The sequence below is a fragment of the Nonomuraea sp. NPDC004186 genome (genome assembly GCF_053603495.1).
Window position 1 is genome coordinate 1 of record NZ_JBSGFQ010000082.1, and the last position, 21,660, is coordinate 21,660.

At 68.3% G+C, this 21,660-nt stretch carries 23 protein-coding genes; 14 read left to right on the plus strand and 9 right to left on the minus strand.

The annotated features are described in order from the left end of the window. Nucleotides 1-93: 93 nt before the first annotated feature. Together ACWEPL_RS45280 and ACWEPL_RS45285 are read right to left on the minus strand one after the other, a co-directional pair. Nucleotides 94-1,089 (minus strand): inositol-3-phosphate synthase, encoded by a 996-nt coding sequence (locus ACWEPL_RS45280; protein WP_452439863.1) that lies wholly within the window; start codon nt 1,087-1,089, stop codon nt 94-96. A gap of 13 nt (nt 1,090-1,102) precedes the next feature. Further along, nucleotides 1,103-1,693: a PadR family transcriptional regulator gene (locus ACWEPL_RS45285; RefSeq protein WP_350724184.1), complete on the minus strand. Its 591-nt coding sequence runs from the start codon at nt 1,691-1,693 to the stop codon at nt 1,103-1,105. Nucleotides 1,694-1,827: 134 nt separating this feature from the next. Here ACWEPL_RS45285 and ACWEPL_RS45290 point away from each other — a divergent pair, with 134 nt between their 5' ends. The 4 genes from ACWEPL_RS45290 (at nt 1,828) to ACWEPL_RS45305 (ending at nt 7,412) form a co-directional block, all read left to right on the plus strand. Next, nucleotides 1,828-2,214, plus strand: coding sequence for a DUF5318 family protein (locus tag ACWEPL_RS45290; RefSeq protein ID WP_363978835.1), 387 nt, complete (start codon nt 1,828-1,830; stop codon nt 2,212-2,214). 328 nt (nt 2,215-2,542) lie between these two features. Then, nucleotides 2,543-5,020, plus strand: a complete 2,478-nt coding sequence (locus tag ACWEPL_RS45295) for a transglycosylase domain-containing protein (protein WP_363978837.1) — start codon at nt 2,543-2,545, stop codon at nt 5,018-5,020. Further along, a complete protein-coding gene (locus tag ACWEPL_RS45300; RefSeq protein WP_452439865.1) occupies nt 5,017-6,339 on the plus strand; it encodes a glycosyltransferase family 87 protein in 1,323 nt (440 codons plus the stop codon). The genes ACWEPL_RS45295 and ACWEPL_RS45300 overlap by 4 nt, the downstream gene beginning before the upstream one ends. Beyond that, on the plus strand, nt 6,336-7,412 hold the full coding sequence (locus tag ACWEPL_RS45305) for a mannosyltransferase family protein (protein WP_363978843.1): 1,077 nt from the start codon (nt 6,336-6,338) through the stop codon (nt 7,410-7,412). Before ACWEPL_RS45300 ends, ACWEPL_RS45305 begins: the two co-directional genes overlap by 4 nt. A 63-nt stretch (nt 7,413-7,475) precedes the next feature. Here ACWEPL_RS45305 and ACWEPL_RS45310 read toward each other — a convergent pair whose 3' ends face one another. After that, nucleotides 7,476-8,219 carry a deoxyribonuclease IV gene (locus ACWEPL_RS45310; RefSeq protein WP_355192904.1) on the minus strand — a complete coding sequence of 248 codons (744 nt, stop codon included), beginning with the start codon at nt 8,217-8,219 and terminating at the stop codon, nt 7,476-7,478. A gap of 153 nt (nt 8,220-8,372) precedes the next feature. Between ACWEPL_RS45310 and ACWEPL_RS45315 the strand changes: the two genes are divergently transcribed. Continuing rightward, the gene (locus ACWEPL_RS45315; RefSeq protein ID WP_357746497.1) at nt 8,373-8,507 is read left to right on the plus strand and encodes a hypothetical protein; all 135 of its coding nucleotides are present in this window, start codon (nt 8,373-8,375) and stop codon (nt 8,505-8,507) included. Nucleotides 8,508-8,564: 57 nt separating this feature from the next. On the opposite strand, the gene ACWEPL_RS45320 is transcribed toward ACWEPL_RS45315, so the two are convergent. Continuing rightward, on the minus strand, nt 8,565-8,879 hold the full coding sequence (locus ACWEPL_RS45320; protein ID WP_363978847.1) for a hypothetical protein: 315 nt from the start codon (nt 8,877-8,879) through the stop codon (nt 8,565-8,567). A 189-nt stretch (nt 8,880-9,068) separates the two neighbouring features. Here ACWEPL_RS45320 and rpsF point away from each other — a divergent pair, with 189 nt between their 5' ends. From rpsF to ACWEPL_RS45355, 7 genes are all read left to right on the plus strand, one after another. Beyond that, complete coding sequence (gene rpsF / locus ACWEPL_RS45325) at nt 9,069-9,359, plus strand: 30S ribosomal protein S6 (RefSeq protein ID WP_080044189.1); 291 nt, start codon at nt 9,069-9,071, stop codon at nt 9,357-9,359. A 77-nt stretch (nt 9,360-9,436) separates the two neighbouring features. Next, the gene (locus ACWEPL_RS45330) at nt 9,437-10,000 is read left to right on the plus strand and encodes a single-stranded DNA-binding protein (RefSeq protein WP_452439866.1); all 564 of its coding nucleotides are present in this window, start codon (nt 9,437-9,439) and stop codon (nt 9,998-10,000) included. 64 nt (nt 10,001-10,064) lie between these two features. Further along, complete coding sequence (rpsR, locus tag ACWEPL_RS45335) at nt 10,065-10,301, plus strand: 30S ribosomal protein S18 (RefSeq protein ID WP_020543048.1); 237 nt, start codon at nt 10,065-10,067, stop codon at nt 10,299-10,301. A gap of 14 nt (nt 10,302-10,315) precedes the next feature. Beyond that, on the plus strand, nt 10,316-10,762 hold the full coding sequence (rplI, locus tag ACWEPL_RS45340; protein WP_185069541.1) for a 50S ribosomal protein L9: 447 nt from the start codon (nt 10,316-10,318) through the stop codon (nt 10,760-10,762). Between the two features lie 314 nt (nt 10,763-11,076). Beyond that, entirely contained in the window at nt 11,077-11,934 is an 858-nt protein-coding gene (locus ACWEPL_RS45345) for an ABC transporter substrate-binding protein (RefSeq protein ID WP_350724169.1), read from the plus strand. Continuing rightward, a complete protein-coding gene (locus tag ACWEPL_RS45350; RefSeq protein WP_452439868.1) occupies nt 11,931-12,932 on the plus strand; it encodes an amino acid ABC transporter permease in 1,002 nt (333 codons plus the stop codon). The genes ACWEPL_RS45345 and ACWEPL_RS45350 overlap by 4 nt, the downstream gene beginning before the upstream one ends. Continuing rightward, nucleotides 12,929-13,672, plus strand: coding sequence for an amino acid ABC transporter ATP-binding protein (locus tag ACWEPL_RS45355; protein WP_350724165.1), 744 nt, complete (start codon nt 12,929-12,931; stop codon nt 13,670-13,672). The genes ACWEPL_RS45350 and ACWEPL_RS45355 overlap by 4 nt, the downstream gene beginning before the upstream one ends. An 85-nt stretch (nt 13,673-13,757) precedes the next feature. On the opposite strand, the gene ACWEPL_RS45360 is transcribed toward ACWEPL_RS45355, so the two are convergent. Both ACWEPL_RS45360 and ACWEPL_RS45365 read right to left on the minus strand, forming a co-directional pair. Further along, the gene (locus ACWEPL_RS45360) at nt 13,758-15,230 is read right to left on the minus strand and encodes an APC family permease (protein ID WP_452439870.1); all 1,473 of its coding nucleotides are present in this window, start codon (nt 15,228-15,230) and stop codon (nt 13,758-13,760) included. Nucleotides 15,231-15,355: 125 nt separating this feature from the next. Further along, nucleotides 15,356-16,657: an MATE family efflux transporter gene (locus ACWEPL_RS45365; protein ID WP_452439872.1), complete on the minus strand. Its 1,302-nt coding sequence runs from the start codon at nt 16,655-16,657 to the stop codon at nt 15,356-15,358. A 283-nt stretch (nt 16,658-16,940) separates the two neighbouring features. Here ACWEPL_RS45365 and dnaB point away from each other — a divergent pair, with 283 nt between their 5' ends. Continuing rightward, a complete protein-coding gene (gene dnaB / locus ACWEPL_RS45370; protein WP_350724159.1) occupies nt 16,941-18,296 on the plus strand; it encodes a replicative DNA helicase in 1,356 nt (451 codons plus the stop codon). Between the two features lie 60 nt (nt 18,297-18,356). Here dnaB and ACWEPL_RS45375 read toward each other — a convergent pair whose 3' ends face one another. Next, nucleotides 18,357-18,863: a GtrA family protein gene (locus tag ACWEPL_RS45375; protein ID WP_452439873.1), complete on the minus strand. Its 507-nt coding sequence runs from the start codon at nt 18,861-18,863 to the stop codon at nt 18,357-18,359. A 303-nt stretch (nt 18,864-19,166) separates the two neighbouring features. After that, nucleotides 19,167-20,003 carry an SDR family oxidoreductase gene (locus tag ACWEPL_RS45380; protein ID WP_452439874.1) on the minus strand — a complete coding sequence of 279 codons (837 nt, stop codon included), beginning with the start codon at nt 20,001-20,003 and terminating at the stop codon, nt 19,167-19,169. Between the two features lie 58 nt (nt 20,004-20,061). Between ACWEPL_RS45380 and ACWEPL_RS45385 the strand changes: the two genes are divergently transcribed. Continuing rightward, nucleotides 20,062-20,532 (plus strand): MarR family winged helix-turn-helix transcriptional regulator, encoded by a 471-nt coding sequence (locus ACWEPL_RS45385; RefSeq protein WP_363978872.1) that lies wholly within the window; start codon nt 20,062-20,064, stop codon nt 20,530-20,532. Here ACWEPL_RS45385 and dnaN read toward each other — a convergent pair. Beyond that, a complete protein-coding gene (dnaN, locus tag ACWEPL_RS45390) occupies nt 20,515-21,612 on the minus strand; it encodes a DNA polymerase III subunit beta (RefSeq protein WP_452439875.1) in 1,098 nt (365 codons plus the stop codon). The genes ACWEPL_RS45385 and dnaN overlap by 18 nt on opposite strands. Nucleotides 21,613-21,660: the final 48 nt, after the last annotated feature.

Here is a 21,660-nt window from a genome sequence, read left to right on the forward strand (position 1 = left end):
CGCCTGCGCGTAGGTCAGCGTGGTCCAGCCGTCCCCGTCGGGGTCGGAGTAGGCGGGGGCGTCGGGGTGCTGCTCGGCGGCGTGCCTGAGCCGTTAGTACGAGGACGCCGACAGGATCGGGCCCCCGATCCCGCGGTCGAGGGCGATCTTGGCGGCCCGTACCGCGTCGATGATGATCCCCGCCGAGTTCGGCGAGTCCCAGACCTCCAGCTTGTACTCGAGGTTGAGCGGCGTGTCGCCGAACGAGCGGCCCTCGAGCCGCACGAACGCCAGCTTCCGGTCGTCCAGCCACGGCACGTGGTCCGACGGCCCGATGTGCACGTCGGCCTTGCCCATCTCGTGCGGGATCTGCGAGGTGACCGCCTGCGTCTTCGAGATCTTCTTGGACTGGAGCCGCTTGCGCTCCAGCATGTTCATGAAGTCCATGTTGCCGCCGACATTGAGCTGGTACGTGCGCAGCAGCTCCACCCCGCGGTCCTCGAACAGCTTGGCCATCACGCGGTGCGTGATGGTGGCGCCGACCTGCGACTTGATGTCGTCGCCGACGATCGGCACGCCGGCCTTGGTGAACTTCTCCGCCCACACCGGGTCGGAGGCGATGAAGACCGGCAGCGCGTTCACGAACGCCACGCCGGCGTCGATGGCGCACTGGGCGTAGAAGCGGTCCGCGTCCTCCGAGCCCACGGGCAGGTAGGAGACCAGGACGTCGACCTGGTTGTCACGGAGCACCTGGACGACATCGACGGGCGCCTCGTCGGACTCCTCGATGATCTCCCGGTAGTACTCACCCAGACCGTCGAAGGTATGGCCGCGCTGGACGGTCACCCCCGTGGGCGGCACGTCGCAGATCTTGATCGTGTTGTTCTCGCTGGCGACGATCGCCTCCGCCAGATCACGGCCGACCTTCTTGGCGTCGACGTCGAACGCGGCGACGAACTCGACGTCACCGACGTGATATTCGCCGAACTTCACGTGCATGAGGCCCGGGACCCGAGTGTCCGGGTCGGCGTCCCTGTAGTAATGGACGCCCTGGACCAGCGATGACGCGCAGTTTCCGACACCGACAATGGCCACGCGAACCGAACCCATCGCATTCGCTCCCTTACTCATCAGTTGACGTGGTATCTCTTGCGGGCCCCTCTTCCGACGAGGCCCGACGCTCTGTAGCGATCAGCTCGTTGAGCCAGCGCACCTCGCGCTCGACCGACTCGAGCCCATGCCGCTGCAGCTCGAGCGTGTAACTGTCGAGGCGCTCCCTGGTGCGCGCCAGAGCTGTGCGCACCGCGTCGAGCCGCTCCTCCAGCCGGCTACGGCGGCCTTCGAGAATGCGCAGCCGTACTTCCGCCTCGGTGTGGCGGAAGAACGCGAAGTGCACGCCGAAGCTCTCGTCCTCCCAAGCGGAGGGGCCGGCCTGCGTCAGCATGTCCTGTAGCCGTTCCTTGCCCTCGGCCGTCAGCTTGTAAACGATCTTCGATCTGCCGCCGACGATCGTGGTGGGAGCGGGTTGCTCCTCCACGATGAGGCCCTGAGCCAGGAGTGATCGCAGACAGGGGTACAGCGATCCGTAGGAGAACGCACGGAACATCCCCAGCAGGGCGTTGAGCCGTTTGCGCAGCTCATAGCCGTGCAGTGGTGTCTCGTGCAGCGACCCGAGCACGGCCAGTTCCAAGACCCTGCCCTGTCCGCCGCCCATCGGAACCCGCCCCCTCTCGCGTCGATGTATCGAGCCGATACATCCCCAGGATACGTCGGGTCGCTATATGGCGGCAATCTGTGAATCTGGCAAGTCGTTGGGATGCAGCCGCAAAACGCCGTAGTCTGGCGCTCATGTGGTCACAGCGAAGGGTGGTGGATTACGGCCTTGCGAAACGGGCGGTGGTCCGCTCCCTGCGCATGGGGCGCACCTCGCGGGGCGACGTGTGTGACGCACAGCCCTACCTCCTTCGCGCGGCGCGCCACTTCGGCGAGCCGACCGAACGCCTCTGCCCGGTATGCGAAAGGGAGAACGTCACCAATGTGACCTACGTCTACGGCGATGCGCTCGGTAGGCATGCCGGGCAGGCAAAGGTCACATCGGAACTCGTCGCAATGGCTCATGATTACGATGAGTTCCGCGTGTACGTTGTCGAGGTCTGCCAAGGTTGTTCCTGGAACCACCTGACGGTTTCATACGTCCTCGGAAACGGACCGCCTGACCTCGTCAGCCAACTGTGAAGACCGAGGGCGGCGAGAAATCTCACGCCCACCGCCGTTTATGTTTCCGACGACGATGCGAGGACGTGTGAGTGACAGCATGAATGAGGGGACGGCCCGCCCGGGAAGGCGCCGTCGTTCCAGCTCATCCCGTTCTGTGCCCCAGGGTTCTCCTCCGCAAACCGGTGAGTCGGGTTGGGGTGGTCCGGCGCAGTCGCAGCGTCGTGCGGAAGCCGCTTACGAGCAGACCGGCGCCATGGCCGCGCAGCCGTACGACGAGGCTCCCAGACGCGGTGACGGCCCTCCGATGCGTGGTGACGGACCTCCCACACGCGGTGACGGCCCTCCCATGCGTGGCGACGGGCCGGCTACGCGCGGTGACCAGCCGGGGCCGCGCACGCGCGCCCGGCAGGAGGCGCGGGGGACGAGCAACCAGGAGACGATCGTCAGCGACGCGCCGCGGCGCTCGCGCCGGAAGGGCGACGGCGGGCCGCCCGGGCCTCCCGGGCCGCCGACCAAGAAGGGCGGCGGCGACGGCAAGGGCGGCTGGCGCAGGTTCGTGCCCAGCTGGAAGATCGTCGTGGCCGGGTTCGTGGTGCTCGCGGCCGGCCTCTTCGGCATGGTCATGGTCGCGTACGCCAACACGCCGGTGCCGACCGCCGACCAGGCCAAGTCCGACGCGCTCGCGCAGCAGAGCACCATCTACTACCGGGACGGCAAGACCGAGATCGCCAAGCTCGGTACGAAGCGCGAGATCCTCGATGACATTTCCAAGATGTCCCCGAGCGTCCGGGACGCCGCGGTGGCCATCGAGAACAAGACGTTCTACGAGGACTCCGGCGTCTCCATCTCCGGCATGTTCCGCTCGCTGTACATGACCGTGACCGGACAGCAGCTCCAGGGCGCCTCGACGATCACCCAGCAGATGGCCCGTAACTACTACGACGGCCTCAGCCAGGAAGTGTCCATCAAGCGCAAGGTCATGGAGATCTTCGTCGCGGTCAAGCTCGACGAGGAGTTGTCCAAGGACGACATCCTGAAGACCTACCTGAACACCGTCAACTTCGGCAAGGCCTATGGCGTCCAGGCCGCCGCGCAGGCGTATTTCGACGAGAAGGCCACCGCCGCCAAGCTGACGCCCGAGCAGGGCGCCTACCTCGCCGCGCGCATCCAGCAGCCCAACTGGGAGCCCGATGCTCCCGAGCTCAAGGCCCGCTGGAAGACCGTCATCCAGTACATGGCCGAGCAGTGGCCGGACAAATACGGCAAGCTGCCGCAGACCGCGAAGTTCCCCAAGCTCCGCAAGGACAGCGACAGCAACGAGCTCGGCGGTCTCCGGGGCTACATGGTGACGCAGGTCCTCCAGGAGCTGAAGGAGCGGCGTGGCCTCACCCCTGACGCGGTCAGGAGCGGCGGCTACCACATCATCTCCACCTTCGACAAGAAGCTCATGAAGGCCGCGCAGGTCGCGGTGAAGAGCACGACGGACAGCATGAGCAAGGAGTTCCACGCGGGCCTGGCCGCGGTGGACCCGAAGAACGGCCGCGTTCTGGCGTTCAACGGCGGAAACAACTACGTCACCGACCCGTTCAACGAGCCCTTCGACGCCAAGAAGCAGGCCGCGTCCGCGTTCAAGCCGTACGTGCTGGCGGCCTGGCTGCAGGCCGGCTACTCGCTGAAGAGCTACGTGCCGGGCAACGTGACGGTGCCGAAGGTGCTGCCGGGCCAGGCGCGTGGCGGCTTCAAGAACAGCCACAACGTCGGCCAGTCCGTCGACGTGATCAAGGCCACCGCCGATTCGGTCAACACGGCGTACGTGTCGATGGCGTTCCGGCTGCCCGGCAAGATCGACGACGTGAAGAACCTCGTCGAGGCGGCCGGGTTCAACCCGCAGCGCATGGAAGAGGACGTCGAGACGCACCACTACCAGTTCGCCATCGGCAGCGCCCTGGTGACGCCGATCGAACAGGCCGCCGGCTACTCCATCTTCGCCAACGCGGGCAAGTACACCAAGTATCACGTGGTGCAGGAAGTCAGGCTGGGCAAGCAGGTCGTTTACGGCGAGCAGCTGGCCTCCAAGCGGGTCATCGACCCGGGTGTCGCCGCCGACGCCACCGTCGCCATGGAGGAGGTGCTGCGCAGCGGCACCGCACGGGGCAAGGGGCTGGGCAACCGGCCGGCCGCCGGCAAGACCGGCACGAACAACGACGAGAACGGCGCCTGGTTCGTCGGCTACACGCCGCAGATCTCCGCCGCGGTCGGCTTCTACCGCGAGGTGTGCAAGACGAAGACGGGCAAAACCGTCACGCCCAATGCGAATCGCACCTGCCCGGTGACGCCCAACAACAAGAAGAGCACGAAGTACAACGACCAGAATCCCTGGAGCAGGCCGTACGAGGTGGGCCTGGGCTTCGAGGGTGCTGACGCGCCCACGCTCACGTGGCAGAGGTTCATGCTGGCGGCTCACGAGAACCTGCCGGTCGAGCAGTTCCCCCAGAAGGCCGATGTGGGGTTGGCCGAGAACATCGTGCCGAGCCCCGAGCCCAAGCCGACGAAGACCCCCGACAACCCGTTCGACAGCGGGGACAACCCCTTCGACGATCAGGGCAACCAGGACTGCCTCGTCAACCCGTGTGACGACAACGTCACCCCCGACGACGACGTCACCATCGAGGACCCGGGCAACAACGGCAACCACGGCAACAACGGCAACAACGGCGACGGCGGCGTCCCGCAGACCGGCGACGTCGGCGGGCCCGGCGGCGGCCGGGCGCCCGAACCGAGACCCTCGGGATGGTCGCCGATGTCCAGACCTGAGGACCGGTGACGAGCACGGAGGTACGCGTCCCCTTCGTGGCGCGTGCCGTTCCGTACCTGCCCCTGGGGCTGTTCGCGGCCCTGGGGGCGACCCTCGCCTACGTCGTGCGCCTGCCCTGCCGCACCGGCGGCTGGAACGACCAGGTCACGACGTACACGAACTTCTGCTACACCGACATCTACCCCCTGTACTTCGACAGGGCGCTGTCGACCCAGGATCCCTACTTCGCCGCCGTGCCGTTCGACAAGCAGGTCGAGTACCCGGTCGTGCTGGGCGAGGTCATGCAGGTGATCAGCTGGTTCGCCAGGGCGGTCGGGGCCGACGTGGGCGCGCAGGCCGTCAGGTTCTACGACCTGACGGTCATCCTGCTCGGCATCTGCCTGGTCGTCGGCGTCCTGCTGATGGCCGCGGTGGCCGGGCCCACGCGGCGGTGGGACGCGCTCTGGTACGCCATCTCGCCCGCCGTCGTGCTGGCCGCGTACATCAACTGGGACCTGGTCGCCGGCGCGCTGTCGATGGGCATGCTGCTGGCCTGGGCGCGGCAACGGCAGGTGCTGGCCGGGGTGCTGCTGGGGCTGGCCATCGCGACCAAGTTCTATCCCCTGATGTTCTTGGGGGCGCTGTTCCTGCTCACGTTGCGCACCGCGCGATGGCGGCCGTTCCTGGTCACCCTGGGCGCCACGGCCGGCGCGTGGATCGTGGTCAACGCGCCGTTCATGATCTTCGCGTGGGAGGGATGGCGCAGGTTCTACGTCTTCTCCCAGGAACGCGGGGTCGACTGGGGCTCGCCGTGGCTGTTCTTCCAGAACAAGGGGATCCCCATCCTGGGGGACGGCGACGTCAGCAAGCTGGGCATGGCGTCCCTGGCCATCCTGTGCCTGGGCATCGCCGTACTCGCGCTGGCCGCGCCGCGGCGGCCCAGGCTGGCGCAGATCTGCTTCCTGGCGCTGGCCGCGTTCATGATGACGAACAAGGTGTGGTCGCCGCAGTTCGTGCTCTGGCTCGTGCCGTTCGCCGTGCTGGCCAGGCCTAACTGGAAGCCGCTGGTGTTGTGGCAGCTCGCCGAGATCTGGTACTTCGTCGCCATCTGGCTCTACCTGGTCGCGCAAGCGCCCTTCAGCAGGAACGACCTGGGCATCGGTGACGACACGTACTTCACCGCCGTCTGGGGACGGGTCATCACGATCGGGATCATGATGGCGTTCGTGGTGCGGGACATCCTCCGTCCCGACAAGGACGTGGTCCGCCAGGGCGGCGTCGACGACCAGGGTGGCGGCGTCTTCGACGACGCTCGTGACCGGTTCACGCTGACACCAGCCGTTCGATGATCACCCGCTCGGCCGGCCGGGACGCGTTACTGCTCTGGTTCGGCTCGCGGGCGGGGCTGCTGGTGATGACGCTGCTGGGGACGGCCCTCGGCGCGTACGCCGACAAGTGGCGCAAGTGGGATGCCGGGCTGTTCATCACCATCGCCCAGTACGGCTACGACGGCGAGCCCGGCAAGCCTGTGGACGACGGGTTGCCCGCGTTCTTCCCCGGCTTTCCGATGCTGCTGCGGGTGGTGCACCTCGTCGTGCCGGACTGGGCGGCGGCCGGGCTGCTCATCTCGCTCGCCGCCGGGGCGGTGGCCATGGTGGCGCTGGCCCGGCTGGCCGAGCTGGAAGGCGCCTCCGGCTGGATGGCGGTGCTGGCGCTGCTGCTCTACCCGATGGCGGTGTTCCTGGCGGCGGGCTACAGCGAGTCCCTCTTCCTGGCCTTCGCCATCCCGGCCTGGCTGGCCGCCAGGCAGGGGCAATGGTCCTTGGCGGCGTCCCTCGCCGCGGGCGCCTCGTGCGTGCGGATCACGGGGCTGTTTCTCGCGGTCGCGCTCGTCGTGGAGTTCTTCACCCGACGCGAGCCGATCCGGCAGCGCATCCGGCAGGCGGGGTGGCTGGTCGTGCCGTTCGTGCCGCTGGCGACGTACTCGTACTACCACTACCGCAGGTCGGGTGACTGGCTGGCGTGGAAGCACGCGCAGGAGGCCGGGTGGGGGCGGGACTTCGCCTGGCCGTGGGAGGCGTGGAAGACGACCTGGCGCTCGGCCATGGGCTCCGACGACTTCGCGGTGGCGTTCCGGATGGAGATCACCGGGGCGGTCGTGGCGCTGGCGGCGCTGATCTGGCTGCTCGCGCTGCGCCGGTGGAGCGAGCTGGTCTACACGGGGCTGCAGGCGGCGGCGCTGATGACCTCGGCGTACTACCTGTCGATCCCGCGCTCGCTGCTGCTGTGGTTCCCCCTGTGGATCCTGGTCGCGAAGGTCGCGACCAGGAGGCCGTGGGTGATGGTCGTGTACGCCCTGATCTTCGGGCCGCTCATGCTGCTCAACGCGGAACGTTTCCTGAGTGGCGCGTGGGCGGGCTGACCTTTCTACCCACTTCTTCGTCTTGGTAATCCAGGGAAGTTATCCACAGGCTGTGTGTATTCCCTAGAGGTTCTTGCGCAGGAACGCGATGTCGTCCGCCTGGCCGTCGGCGGGCGTCTCCACCACGATCGGCGCGTCGGCCGCGCGGCAGACCGCCAGGATCAGCTCGGGGTCGATCTTCCCCTTGCCCAGGTTGGCGTGGCGGTCGGCGCCGGAGTCGAAGTCGTCGCGCGAGTCGTTGCAGTGGACGAGGTCGATCCGGCCGGTGATGGCCTTGACCCGCTCGACCAGGTCGACCAGCTCCTCGCCGCCCGCGTGGGCGTGGCAGGTGTCGAGGCAGAAGCCCACGTCGAACCCGTCGAGCGCCTCCCACAGCCGGGCGATGCGCTCCAGCTTGCGGGCCATCGCGTTGCCGCCGCCCGCGGTGTTCTCGATCAGCACGGGGATGGGGCACTCCATGCGCTCGAACACCTTGCGCCAGTTGTCGAAGCCGGCCTGTGGATCGTCGCTCTTGTTGACGTGGCCGCCGTGCACGATCAGGCCCTTGGCGCCGAGCCCGGCGGCGGCCTTGAGATGCTGCTCCAGCAGCTTGCGGCTGGGGATCCTGATGCGGTTGTTCGTGGTGGCGACGTTGACCAGGTAGGGGGCGTGGATGTAGATGTCGACGCCCTCGACCGGTTTGGCGGGCAGCACCGGCTTGTCGTAACCCTGCGGGTCTCCGAGGAAGAACTGCACCACCTCGGCCCCCACCGCCTCGGCGTGGGCGGCGGGATCGTCCTGATCGACATGAGCTCCGATGCGCACCATAGCTCCCGAGCTTACGCCGGAGAGTAAGGCGGCAGCGGGGGGACCGATCGGTTTGCCGGGCGCGCGCTCGGGAAGTCGCCATGCGCCCCCTAATCGAGGAGAAACGATATGGCACGCTGGCGCTTGCGAGCGCTGATCTTATTGGTTTACGTCGTGATCGGGATCTACGTGGGCTGGGTCTACCACTACATCACCCCCGGACTGCTCAGAGACCTCGCGGAAGCGCTGCTCGCGGTGTTCCTCTGGTTCCTGGTCCTGCTCGGTATAGACCTGCACATCGGCGGGTGAGCGGCATGCCGGAACGGCCCCGGGCGCCGGGGCCGTTCCTCATCAGCTCAATGAAGTTCAGTGGGGGAGAAAGCCCCCGTGGGCGATGCCCAGCGCGGCTCCCACGAACGATCCCACGATGCCGACGATGTTGAGCGCACGCTGCGGCGTGGTCGCCGAGACGTACTGGGAATACAACCCGACCCCGAAGCCCAGCGTGCCGACCCACGAGGAGATCGCATGCGCGGAGACCCAGAATGTGGAGACGAAGGCAATGAGACCGCAAACGAGCGCTCCCACCGCCAGGGCGTTCTCCACCGGATGCGCATGCCCGTCGCTGTTGAGTGTGAGCCTGAACCGCTCCCTCTCGGAGGGCTGAAGCACATGTGGCACGGCCACCACCCCCTAGGTTTCCTAAAGGCCTTCCCACCTTCCCGCGGCTGGTAACCTGGGCAAGCTGCGTTGTGATGGTTGAACCATCGCCCCGAGGCGCCGAAAGGGGCGCCCGGGCACAGACGTCAGCGTCCTCCTGTCACGGCAGAGTGTCGTGACCGCAAGAGTCCAGAGGAGGTTGGAGTCCGCATGCGTCGTTACGAAGTAATGGTCATCCTGGACCCTTCGCTCGATGAGCGCACTGTCGCGCCGTCCCTCGACCAGTTCCTCTCCGTGGTCCGCAACGACGGCGGCACCGTGGAGAAGGTCGACGTCTGGGGCCGTCGCCGTCTCGCCTACGACATCGACAAGAAGTCGGAAGGCATCTACGCCGTCATCGACCTGTCCGCGGAGCCCGCGACGGTCAAGGAGCTCGACCGGCAGATGAACCTCAACGAGGGCATCCTGCGCACCAAGGTCCTGCGTCCGGACGTGCACTAACCCCGGTTTTTGTCGGGGAAGCCCCGTACTCTGAGCCGTAACCCAAGCGAAGGCGTGCAGGAAGGCGAGCGCTAGCCATGGCAGCAGGCGACACCGTAATCACCATCGTCGGCAACCTCGTCGACGACCCGGAGCTGCGCTTCACCCCGACGGGGCAAGCGGTGGCTCGATTCCGCATCGCGTCCACTCCGCGGTTCATGGATCGTCAGACCAACGAGTGGAAAGATGGCGAAAGCCTCTTCCTGACCTGCAACGTGTGGCGGCAGGCGGCGGAGAACGCCGCCGAGAGCCTGCAGCGCGGGATGCGGGTCATCGTGCAGGGGCGGCTCAAGCAGCGGTCCTACGAGACCAAGGAAGGCGAGAAGCGCACCGTTTACGAGGTCGAGGTCGACGAGGTCGGCCCGTCCCTGCGTAACGCGACCGCCAAGGTCAACCGCACCTCCCGCCAGGGTGGTGGAGGCGGCGGGGGCGGCTTCGGCGGCCCCGCCGACGACCCGTGGGCCTCCGCCTCGCCCGCCCCGCCCCAGGGCGGCGGCGGTTACGGCGGCGGCGGTGGTGGCGGCTTCGGAGGCGGCGGCGGCCAGCAGAGCGGCGGCGGCTTCGGAGGCGGCGGCGACTTCAGCGACGAACCGCCTTTCTAAAACCTGTCCACAAGCCCGAGTCCATTCCCGCCCGTGAAGGCGGGGCTCTGAAAGGAGCACCACGATGGCTAAGCCGGCACTGCGCAAGCCGAAGAAGAAGGTTTGCCTGTTCTGCCACGACAAGATCTCCTACGTCGACTACAAGGACACGGCGCTGCTGCGGAAGTTCATCTCCGACCGCGGCAAGATCCGTGCGCGCCGGGTGACGGGCAACTGCACCCAGCACCAGCGCGACGTGGCGACCGCGATCAAGAACGCGCGTGAGGTGGCCCTGCTGCCTTACACGAGCACCGCGCGCTAAGGAGGCCTGTCGATATGAAGCTCATCCTCACCAACGAGGTCTCCGGCCTCGGCACCCCTGGCGACGTCGTCGAGGTCAAGGACGGCTACGGCCGTAACTACCTCATCCCGCGCGGCTACGCCATGCGCTGGACGCGGGGCGCCGAGAAGCAGATCGAGACGATCAGGAAGGCTCGCGACGCTCGCGAGATCCGCGACCTCGGCACCGCCAAGGAGGTCGCCGGTCAGATCGGCGCGCTGCGCGTCCGCCTGACCACGCGCGCCGGCGAGTCCGGCCGCCTGTTCGGCTCGATCACGACGGGCGACATCGCCGACGCCGTCAAGGCCGCCGGTGGCCCGATCGTCGACCGCCGCCGCATCGAGATCGTCAACCCGATCAAGAGCGTCGGCTCGCACCGCGTCACCATCAAGCTCCACCCCGAGGTTTCGGCCTCTGTGGACGTCGAGGTCGTCGCGGGCTGAGTCCTGCTGTGGAAGCCCCCTCCGCCCGGAGGGGGCTTCCACGTTTCCTGCCCCTGTGAGCGCCTTCCCGGAAACGTCCGCTGACTCCCGGCTGAAAAGCCCCATCCTGTACGGCTGCGCACGGGCAGGCCACCCGCCGTACTCCGGCTCAGCGCCCTCCAGGAAACGCCCTCTGACCCTTCACCGGCGGGCCGCCGTTACGCGAGCCCATCTTGGCCAACTCCATGGTCAGGGGCACCGCCGGGCGTAATTTCCTATTCGGTCAGCGTAGAATGCGTTCGTTCTTTCGCATGTTCCCCCTGGAGGCTGCAGCCATGGCCCGTCCCCTTATGCTGCTCGCGCTGGCCGTGGCGCTCGTCGGCTGCGCGCCGGTCGACAACACGTCGAGCTCGGCGAGCCCGATCGCGTCAACGTCCACCGCGTGCACCAAGGACCAGCTCAAGCTGGTCAACGCGGGCAAGCTGACCATCGGCACCGACAAGCCCGCGTTCGAGCCCTGGTTCAAGGACGACGACCCGAGCAACGGGCAGGGCTTCGAGAGCGCGGTGGCCTTCGCCGTGGCGGGGGAGCTCGGCTTCGACCGCACCGAGGTGCAGTGGAGCACGATCAAGTTCGACTCGGCGTTCGCTCCTGGGGTCAAGCAGTTCGACTTCGACGTCAACCAGGTGTCCATCACGCCCGACCGGGCCAAGGCGGTCGACTTCAGCAAGGGCTACTACACCGTCAAGCAGGCCATCGTGGCGATCGACGGGAGCAAGTTCGCCGGGGCGAAGAGCCTGGCCGAGCTGCAGAGCGCGAAGATCGGCGTACAGGTGGGGACGACCTCGCTCGACGCGGTCAAGAACGTCATCAAGCCCGCCGACGACCCCAACGTCTACAACGAGCAGATCGACGCCGTCAACGCGCTGAAGAACAAGCAGGTGGACGCGCTGGTCGTGGACCTGCCGACGGCGTTCTACGTGACGGCCGCGCAGGTCGAGAAGTCCAAGATCGTGGGGCAGTTCAGCTCGACGGGCGGCACGCCCGAGGAGTTCGGGCTGGTCATGGAGAAGGGGAGCGCGCTCAAGCCGTGCGTCGACAAGGCCGTTGAGGCGCTGAAGTCGAAGGGCGAGCTGGCCAAGATCGAGCAGGCGTGGCTCGGCTCGGCGGCGGGCGCGCCAGAGCTGCGATGAGCGAGTTCGACGAACCCGGCAAGAGCGCAGCAGGCAAATCCGGCGAACCCGGCAAGGCCGCAGTGGGCGAGCCCGGTGGACCTGGCAAGCCGGCGTCGGGCGAGTTCGGCCGAGTGGGCCAGGCCGTGGGCGAGTTCGGCGGGTCCGGGACGGGTGCGGCGGGCGCGTGGGTCAAGTCGGAGCGGCAGGTCGAGCGGGAGCGGGTGCGCCGGTCGCACGCCCGTCGCTCGGCCTCGATCGCGACGGTTTCGACGATCGTCTTCATCGTGCTGGTCGTCTCGATCGTCACGAACTCACCCGGCTGGCCCCGGGTGCAGGAGACGTTCTTCAATCCCGACGAGTTCGTCAAGGCGCTGCCCGACGTGCTGAAGGGCTTCCTGCTCAACATCAAGATCTTCCTGATCGCCGAGCCGCTGATCCTGGTCGTCGGGCTGCTGGTGGCGCTGGCCAGGGGGATCACGAAGCCCGCGTTCTTCCCGATCCGGGCGCTGGCCACGCTCTACACCGACGTCTTCCGCGGCGTGCCGACGATCCTGGTGATCTACCTGATCGGGTTCGGGCTGCCCGCGCTCCGGCTGCAGGGCATCCCGACCGACCTGGTGACGCTGGCCATCATCGCGCTGACGCTCTCGTACGGCGCGTACGTGGCCGAGGTGTTCCGCTCGGGCATCGAGTCCATCCACCCGAGCCAGGTCGCGGCGGCCCGCTCGCTGGGGCTGAGCCACATCAAGACCGTGCGGTTCGTGGTGCTGCCCCAGGCCACCCGCAGGGTCGTGCCGCCGCTGCTCAACGACTTCGTCTCGCTGCAGAAGGACACCGCGCTCGTGTCGACCATCGGGCCGCTGGAGGCGCTCAGGCAGGCGCAGATCCACGTGGCCAGCACCTTCAACTACACGCCCTACCTGGTGGCGGCGCTGCTGTTCATCCTGCTCACCATCCCCCTGGCCAGGTTCACCGACCACCTGGCGGCACGCACGCGCAGGAGGCGTGGCGCATGAGCCTTCTCACTATTGACGGGGTGTGGAAGAACTTCCGCGGCCACAGCGTGCTGCGCGGCATCGACCTCGAGGTGCGCCCGCACGAGGTGGTGAGCCTCATCGGGGCCTCCGGCTCGGGCAAGTCCACGCTCCTACGCTGCGTCAACCTGCTGGAGACCGTGGACGACGGCGTGATCCTCCTCGACGGCGAGGACATCACCGACCCGCGCGTGAACGTGGACGACGTGCGCAAGCGGCTCGGCATCGTGTTCCAGGCGTTCAACCTGTTCCCGCACATGACCGTGCTGGACAACGTCACGCTCGCGCCGCGCCAGGTGCACAAGGTGGCCAAGGGGGAGGCCGAGGAGCAGGCGCACGGCCTGCTGGCCAGGTTCGGGCTGGCGGACAAGGCGCGGGCCTACCCCGACCAGCTCTCGGGCGGGCAGCAGCAGCGGGTGGCCATCATCAGGGCGCTGGCCACGCAGCCCAGGCTGATGCTGCTGGACGAGGTCACCTCGGCGCTCGACCCCGAGCTGGTGCTGGAGGTGCTGGGGGTCATCAAGGAGCTCAAGGAGTCGGGCATGACGATGATCCTCACGACCCACGAGATGAGCTTTTGTCGCGATATTTCGGACACAGTGTGTTTCCTCGACGGCGGCGTGCTGCTGGAGAAGGGCCCCGCCGAGCAGATCTTCACCGAGCCGGAGAACCCCCGCACCAGGGAGTTCCTGCGCAGCGTCCTGGAGTCGGGCCGGCTCTAGCGGCGGTGGTGTCCGCATACTGACTCGATCAGGGTGCGGTGGCGGGCCGCGTACCCGCTCGGCCGGTGCCGGAGTCGGGCCGGCTCTAGCGGCGGTGGCGGCCGCGTGCCGGCTCGATCGGGGTGTGCGGGCGGGCCAGCAGGCTGTGGCGGCGGCCGTACACGAGGTAGACCAGCAGGCCGAAGGCCATCCACAGGGCGAACCACGCCCAGGTGAGCAACTGCAGGTTCACCATCAGCCAGAGCGTGGCCACCAGCGACAGCCCCGGCAGCAGCGGGGAGAGCGGCACCCTGAACCCCCGCTCCAGGTACGGCATGCGCCGCCGCATCACGATCACCCCGGCCGCCACGAAGGCGAACGCGAACAGCGTCCCGATCACCACGAGCTCCTGCATCGTGAGCACCGGCACGAACTCGGCCAGCACGATCGCCACGACCCCGATCACCAGCGTCACCCGGGTCGGAGTGTGATATTTCCGGCTGACCGTGGCCAGGCCGCGAGGGATCAGCCCGTCCCGGGCCATCGAGAACAGCACCCGCGTCTGCCCCACGATCAGCACCAGGATCACCGTCGTCAGCCCGAGCACCGCGCCCACGTCGATGACGTGCACCATCCAGTCCACGCCGACCGCCCGGAACGCCCCGGTCAGCGGCGCGTCCTCGGAGATCTTCGTGTACGGGACCATGCCCACCATGACCAGGGCCACCGCGATGTAGAGGACGGTGGCGATGATCAGGCTGCGGATCATGCCCTTGGGCACGGCGGCGGGCGCGTTCACGGTCTCCTCGGCGGAGGTGGCCACGATGTCGAACCCGATGTACGCGAACGCGATGGCCGAGGCCGCCGCGAAGATCCCGAACCAGCCGAACGCGTGGCTCTGACCGAACAGGATCTCCAGCACGGTCGTGGGCGGCTTCGGCAGGATCTTGGACGGCACGTGGAACTCGCCGAAGTTCCGCACGTCGATGTGGGGCAGGCCCACGACGATGACCGCCCCGATGGCCAGCAGCTTGGCCGCCACCATGATCCACAGGGCCCGCAGCCCGATCCGCGCGCCGAGCGCCACCACGCCGGTGAGCAGCACCAGGATCACGAACACGAGGACGTCGCCGACGAGCTCCTGGTGCGGCACGCGTACCCCGAAGTTGGAGATCGCCCCGACCGTGATCGCGGCCCACGCCCTGGCCACGACGGCGGCGGCGAACTGCAGCTCCAGGATCAGCGCCCAGCCGATGATCCACGCCCAGACCTCGCCGAAGATGACGTACGTGAAGGTGTAGGCGCTGCCCGAGGTCGGCATCGTGGACGACAGCTCGGCGTAGCACAGGCAGGCGAGCAGGCAGGCGATGCCCGCGATCATGAAGGACAGGATGACACCGGGACCCGCCGTGGTGGCCGCCTGCCGCCCGGCGATGGAGAAGATGCCGGCTCCGATGATCACACCGAGTCCGAGCACCACCAGGTCGGCCGGGCGGTAGAGCTCGGCCAGGCTGTGGCGGGCGCCCGTGCGTAATCCGGTCGCCTCGGTGGGTGGCAGTCGCCGCAGAATCGTGGACAAGGAACACCCCGCTCAGGGAACGCGCCCACAATGTCTCACCACTCGGACAACAGCAAGCACAGGACGGTCACAGTGTTTCCGCAGATCACTGCAGGTAGCGGGGCCTGTGCCCAAAGTGAGACCGCCTACGCTCCGGTCACCAGCCAGGCGGTGCCGGCGGCCCGGCGTACGAGGCTGACCAGGCGGGCGAGCATCCACACTCCGAGCGCGCACCACAGGGCGACGACCCCGAAGCCGGAGGCGAGGAGGGCGGCGGGGAGGTACGCCAGCGTCGTCCACACCCCCGCCCACGCCAGGTAGCGCTGGTCGCCCGCACCGATCAGCACGCCGTCGAGCACGAACACGACCCCGCACACCGGCTGGAACGCCGCCACCGGCCACATCAGCGCCAGCAACAGGTCGGTGACCTGCGGGTCCGTGTCGAACAGCCCGGGCAGCAGCGGCCTGGCGGCCACGACCAGCAGGCCGAGCAGCACGCCCGACCAGCCGCCCCACTGCACCATCCGCCTGGTCGCGGCCCTGGTGGACGCGACGTCCCCCGCGCCGAGCGAGCGTCCCGTGATGGCCTGCCCGGCGATGGCGATGGCGTCCAGCGCGAACGCGAGCAGCGTCCACACCTGGGTGGCGATGGCGTACGCGGCCAGCTCGGCCTCGCCCATCCTGGTGGCAATCACGGTGGCCGCGAGCAGCACCACCCGCAGGCAGAGGGTACGGACGAGCAGCGCGAACCCGGCCGTGCCCGCCTCCTTGACCCCCGCCAGACCGGGCGTGAGCGGCGTCCCCAGCCGCCGCGCGCCCCGCGCCACGACGGCGAGGTAGACGGCCGCGCCCAGCGTCTGCGCGATCACCGTGCCCCAGGCCGACCCGGCGATGCCCCACCCCAGCCCCAGCACGAACCAGGCGTTCAGGGCCGCGTTCAGCACGAAGGAGCCGATGGCGACGGCCAGCGGCGTGACGGTGTCCTGCAGGCCGCGCAGCACCCCCGTCCCGGCCAGCACGACCAGCATGCCGGGCGCGCCGAGCAGGCTGATCCGCAGGTACGTCACGGCCTGCGCGCCCTGCCCCTCGCCCGCCCCGAACAGCTCCACGATCGCGGGGGCCAGCGGCCAGCACACGGCGATCAGGAGCGCGCCGATGGCCAGGGCCAGCCAGATCCCGTCCACACCGCTGCGCATGGCCCGCGCGTGGTTCCCGGCGCCCGTCTGACGCGCCACGGAGGCCGTGGTGCCGTACGCGAGGAAGACGCACAGGTTCACCAGGGTCGCGAGGACCGTGCCCGCCACCCCCAGCGCCCCCACCGCCGTGGTGCCCAGCCCGTGCCCCACGATGGCGTAGTCGGCGAGGAGGAAGAGCGGCTCGGCCACCAGCGCGCCGAACGCCGGTACGGCTAAGCGGAGTATCTCCCGATCCCTGGGGGTAATGAGCATTTGTCCATTATGGCCATTACACGGCGTGTCGGCGAAACTTTCTTTTCTCCACAGCCGGTGGATACAGTTCGCCCAGGTCAGAGGCTATCCGGTGGATATCCGAGAGAGTTATCCACAGCAACTGTCCACAGGCCTTTCACACCCTGGGCACGGTAGTGCACAGCTTGACCACAGGGTTGTCCACAGGTCGCGTTGCCGTCGGCTCGCGACTCCGAGAAACTGTCAGACCGGTCGGCTACAAGTGGGGGTGGTGCGACCGCCTGCAAGTGTTCGAGGGGGCGCGGTGAGTATTGACGACGAGACGGGCGCAGGCCCTGGTTTCGAGCGCACCCCCCCGAACAACATCGAGGCGGAGCAGTCCGTCCTGGGCGGCATGCTGCTGTCCAAGGACGCCATCGCCGACGTCGTCGAGATCCTGCGGTCCGACGACTTCTACCGGCCCGCCCACCAGATGGTCTACGAGGTCATCACCGACCTCTACGGAAGGGGCGAGCCCGCCGACGCGGTCACCGTCTTCGACGAGCTGCAGAAGCGCGGCGAGATGGCCAGGGTGGGCGGGGCCGCCTACCTCCACACCCTCACGGCCGTCGTCCCCACCGCGGCCAACGCCGGCTACTACGCCAAGATCGTCAGGGAGCAGGCCATCCTGCGCCGCCTCATCGAGGCCGGCACCCGCATCGTCTCCTTCGGCTACGGCGGGCAGAACGAAGAGGTCGACGACCTCGTCGACCGCGCCCAGGCGGAGATCTACAAGGTCACCGAGCGCCGCACCTCGGAGGACTACGCGCCCCTGGCCGACATCATGCCCGGCGCCCTCGACGAGCTGGAGGCCATCGGCAGCCGCGGCGGCCAGATGGTCGGCGTGCCGACCGGCTTCCAGGACCTCGACCAGCTCACCAACGGCCTCCACCCGGGCCAGATGATCGTTGTGGCCGCCCGGCCTGCCATCGGTAAAAGCACGCTAGGTCTGGATTTCGCCCGGTCTGCGGCTATCAAGCATGGGATGACCACGGTCATCTTCTCGCTGGAGATGTCGCGCAACGAGATCACCATGCGTCTGCTGTCCGCCGAGGCCCGGGTCGCCCTCCACGCCATGCGCTCGGGCATGATGGGCGACGACGACTGGACGCGCCTGGCCCGGCGGATGAGCGAGGTGGCGGAGGCGCCGCTGTTCATCGACGACTCGCCCAACATGTCGATGATGGAGATCCGGGCCAAGTGCCGGCGGCTCAAGCAGCGTAACGACCTGCGGTTCGTGGTCATCGACTACCTCCAGCTGATGAGCTCGCCGAAGAAGACCGAGAGCCGGCAGAACGAGGTCTCGGAGATCTCCCGTGCGATCAAGCTGCTGGCCAAGGAGCTGGAGGTGCCGGTCATCGCGATCTCCCAGCTCAACCGTGGTCCGGAGCAGCGCACGGACAAGCGCCCCGCGGTGAGCGACCTGCGTGAGTCCGGGTCCATCGAGCAGGACGCCGACATGGTCATCCTGCTGCACCGGGAGGACGCGTACGAGCGGGAGTCGCCGCGGGCGGGTGAGGCGGACCTGATCGTGGCCAAGCACCGTAACGGCCCCACGGCGACGGTGACGGTGGCGTTCCAGGGCCACTACAGCCGGTTCGTGGACATGGCGCAGCACTGACGGGCGCAGCAGCGGCATGAAGCAGTCCAGTCGCCGAAACGGCTTCTGGATTCGCCGGCATCAAGCCGCCTCGTCCGTGGAATCGGGAGCCAGCCGCACGCTGCCGGACTGGGCTTTCTCGTCGGGGAAGACCCACTTCCGGAGCGCCCAGAAGCGGAAGACCATGGCGATCAGCGTGCCGATGATCTGCGCGCTCATGAAGTCGGCGATCTCCTGGGTCACCAGGCTCACATCCGGGGTCTCCAGGTGAAATACGTACCGGGAGATCCACAGCGGCGCGGAGCTGAGCACGAGACCGACGCCACTGACCAGGAAGAACAGCGCCGCCTCGTGACGGCGCTCGCGGCCGCCCCTGGTCCGGAACGACCATTCGCGGTTCAGCACGTAGGACACGATCGTCGCCACGAGCACCGCGATGATCTTCGCGGTCACCGGTTTCGGTTCCAAAATGGTCAGCTTCAACCCGTAGAACACCGTGTTGTCCACTAAGAACGTTGTTCCACCCACCACCGCGAACTTCAGCAGTTCACGGTGCTTCAACGCAAGTGCGTGCAGTGGTTCCGGCAATCTCGCGAGTACTGCTTTTGATATTCGGAGCACCCTCGATCTTCTCACCGGTCCACGACCTCGTCGGCGCCGGCCACCGCGGCGGCCGCGTGCAGGGCGGGCTCGCGATCCGCTGCGCCGAGGTCTGCCTGGCGTGGCTGCCCCGGCTCGTCGTCGTCGGGCACTGCTGCGGCGCGGCCGGGGTCGGTCAGCGGGCTGCCCGGCGAAGGGAGCCCGGTCCGGGCGCAGGGGCTGACCGGCGTCCTGACGTTCCTGCGCCGGCTGCGCGACCACGGAGGCCCCGCCCTGCTTCCGGAGTGACGGTCACGGGCGGAGCTCGGCGGCGTGGGCGCGGGCGAAGTCGGCGAACGAGCGGGCCGGGCGGCCCATCACCTTCTCGAAGTCCGGCGTCGTGTAGTCACCCCACCCCGCCGAGTACGCCGTCAGGTACTCCTTGGTGACCGCCGCGATCCACGGGGACAGCCCGGCGTCCACCATCGACCGTCGAACGTCGTCCGGCGCCATCGGCTGATAGGCGATCGGAGTGCCGTATATCTCGCCCAGCACGGCGGCCACGTCCCGCAGTGAGACGCCGGCCGGGCCCGTGAGAGTGTAGGTGCTGCCCTTGTGCTGTGCGGGAGCGCGCAGGACCGTGGCGGCGAAGTCGCCGATGTCGCGTACGTCGATCATGCCGAGCCGCCCCTCGCCGAGCCCGCCGTACAAGGTGTCGCCGTTGACCGAGCCGAAAAGGTTCTGCATGAAGAAGGCCGGGCGGATGACGGTCCAGTCGAGGCCCGAGGCCGCGAGCTCGACGTCCGACAGGGCGTGCAGGCGGCCGTTGCGGGTCGGCGCGTCGTGGGCCGCGCCGATGGCCGACATGCGTACGACGTGGCTCACCCCGGCCTGCCGGGCGGCCCAGACGGCGTTCATGCTCGCGTGGGGCGCCTGCGGGCCCATGGCGGTCAGCAGCCACAACGTGTCCACACCCTGGAAGGCCTGGTCAAGCGTGGCGGGGTCGTCCAGATCGCCGACCGTGACCTCCACCCCCGACGGCGCCTTGGCCGCGTCACGCACGAGGACCCGCACGTCAGCGGTCCCGGACAGGGAGCGGAGGACAGCGCTGGAAACGGTGCCGTTGGCACCCGTGATCAAGATGCTCATGCCGTCGACGATATAGTAAGATTCAGTGACAATCAAGATTGATGACTAAATGGAGGGCGTGACCGTGCGCAGGAGCCGGCGCAAGCAGGAAGAGCCCGATCTCGGCATCCTGTCCAGCAGGACTCTTTTCAGCCTGCAGCGGCAGCTGTTCGAGACGCTGGCCCAGCAGGGCCATCCCGGGCTCAGGCCCCGGCACGGGGCGGTGCTGGCGTACCTGGACGAGGAGGGCAGCAGGGCCACGGACCTGGCCGCGCAGTCGGGCCAGCACAAGCAGGTGATCGGCACGCTGGTGGACGAGCTGGTCGAGCTGGGCTACGTGGAGCGCCAGCCGGACCCAGCCGACCGGCGGGCCAAGCTGATCGTGCCCACCGAGAAGGGCCGCGATCACATGGTCAAGTCGGACGCCATCCTCGCCGCCATGGAGGCGGAGCACGCCGAGGCCGTGGGGGAGGAGGCGTACACGGAGTTCAAGAGGGTGTTCAAGCTGGTCGCCGAGCGCCAGACCGGCGGCTCAGCCCTGGCGGAGTGACATGACGAGGTAGCGGAAGGCGGGCTCGGCGTCGCCGGGCACGTCCTGGATCAGGGCGGGCCTGGTCGGCGACTCCATGTTGATGCGGGCCAGCTCGCTCTCGATCCCGGTCAGCCCGTCGAGCAGGAACTGCGACTGGAAGGCGATCTGGATGTCGTCGCCGCGCAGCTCGCAGTCGACCACCTCGGCGCCGCGCCCGATGTCGCCGCCGCCCGCCTGGATGAGCACCTGCCCCTGGCTGAACGACAGCCGGATCGCGGTGTTGCGCTCGGCCACCAGGGCGACCCGCTTGATGGCGTTGACGAACGGCGCCACCGCCACGTCGGCCCTGATCGACCAGTCGGAGGTCAGCCGGGCGCGATAGTCGATGAACTGCTCGTCGAGCAGCCGCACGGTCGTGCTCCGCCCGACGCTCTCGAACCCCGCCACCCCGTCGCCCATCGCGATCGACACCTCGCCGCCGCGCAGCGACTTGGCCACCTCGACCAGCACCTTCGCCGGGACCATGGCCGAGACCGCGAGGTCGGGGCCGGCCGGGCGCCAGGCGAAGTCGCGGGCGGCGATGCGGTAGCGGTCGGTGGCCGCCATGGCCACGGACTCGCCCTCGATGTCGACCCTGATGCCGGTGAGCATGGGCAGGGTGTCGTCGCGGCTGGCGGCGGGCGCGACCTGGCCGACCGCCGAGGCGAACACGCCGCCGCCGACGGCGCCGATGCTCGGCGGCATCGTGGGCATGGTCGGGAAGTCCTCGACCGGCATCGTGATCAGCCCGAACTCCGCGCTCCCGCAGGTCAGCACCGCCTCGGCGCCCTCGGTGACGATCTCCACGTCGTCGGCGGGCAGGCTCCTGCTGATCTCGGCCAGCAGCCGACCGGGAATCAGCACGCTGCCCGTCTCGGCCACGTCGGCGTCGACCGAGGCCCTGGCCGAGACGTCGTAGTCGAACGCGGACAGGACCAGCTCGTCGCTCGCCTCCAGCAGCAGCCCGGACAGGACGGGCATCACGGGGCGGGAGGGCAGGACTCGGGCAGCCCACGCCACCGCATCTGCCAGAACATCGCGGTTAACCCGGATTTTCACCTGCTACCACCCCTTCGTCGCCATGCCCTTATGAAAATAGCCGGTGCG

What these genes read in the sequence shown, in the direction of transcription:
- ACWEPL_RS45280 (WP_452439863.1), bottom strand. Translation starts at nt 1,089, where the DNA reads ATGGGTTCGGTTCGCGTGGCCATTGTCGGTGTCGGAAACTGCGCGTCA.
- ACWEPL_RS45285 (WP_350724184.1), bottom strand. Translation starts at nt 1,693, where the DNA reads ATGGGCGGCGGACAGGGCAGGGTCTTGGAACTGGCCGTGCTCGGGTCG.
- ACWEPL_RS45290 (WP_363978835.1), top strand. Translation starts at nt 1,828, where the DNA reads ATGTGGTCACAGCGAAGGGTGGTGGATTACGGCCTTGCGAAACGGGCG.
- ACWEPL_RS45295 (WP_363978837.1), top strand. Translation starts at nt 2,543, where the DNA reads ATGCGTGGCGACGGGCCGGCTACGCGCGGTGACCAGCCGGGGCCGCGC.
- ACWEPL_RS45305 (WP_363978843.1), top strand. Translation starts at nt 6,336, where the DNA reads ATGATCACCCGCTCGGCCGGCCGGGACGCGTTACTGCTCTGGTTCGGC.
- ACWEPL_RS45310 (WP_355192904.1), bottom strand. Translation starts at nt 8,219, where the DNA reads ATGGTGCGCATCGGAGCTCATGTCGATCAGGACGATCCCGCCGCCCAC.
- rpsF (WP_080044189.1), top strand. Translation starts at nt 9,069, where the DNA reads ATGCGTCGTTACGAAGTAATGGTCATCCTGGACCCTTCGCTCGATGAG.
- ACWEPL_RS45330 (WP_452439866.1), top strand. Translation starts at nt 9,437, where the DNA reads ATGGCAGCAGGCGACACCGTAATCACCATCGTCGGCAACCTCGTCGAC.
- rpsR (WP_020543048.1), top strand. Translation starts at nt 10,065, where the DNA reads ATGGCTAAGCCGGCACTGCGCAAGCCGAAGAAGAAGGTTTGCCTGTTC.
- rplI (WP_185069541.1), top strand. Translation starts at nt 10,316, where the DNA reads ATGAAGCTCATCCTCACCAACGAGGTCTCCGGCCTCGGCACCCCTGGC.
- ACWEPL_RS45345 (WP_350724169.1), top strand. Translation starts at nt 11,077, where the DNA reads ATGGCCCGTCCCCTTATGCTGCTCGCGCTGGCCGTGGCGCTCGTCGGC.
- ACWEPL_RS45350 (WP_452439868.1), top strand. Translation starts at nt 11,931, where the DNA reads ATGAGCGAGTTCGACGAACCCGGCAAGAGCGCAGCAGGCAAATCCGGC.
- ACWEPL_RS45355 (WP_350724165.1), top strand. Translation starts at nt 12,929, where the DNA reads ATGAGCCTTCTCACTATTGACGGGGTGTGGAAGAACTTCCGCGGCCAC.
- ACWEPL_RS45365 (WP_452439872.1), bottom strand. Translation starts at nt 16,657, where the DNA reads ATGCTCATTACCCCCAGGGATCGGGAGATACTCCGCTTAGCCGTACCG.
- ACWEPL_RS45380 (WP_452439874.1), bottom strand. Translation starts at nt 20,003, where the DNA reads ATGAGCATCTTGATCACGGGTGCCAACGGCACCGTTTCCAGCGCTGTC.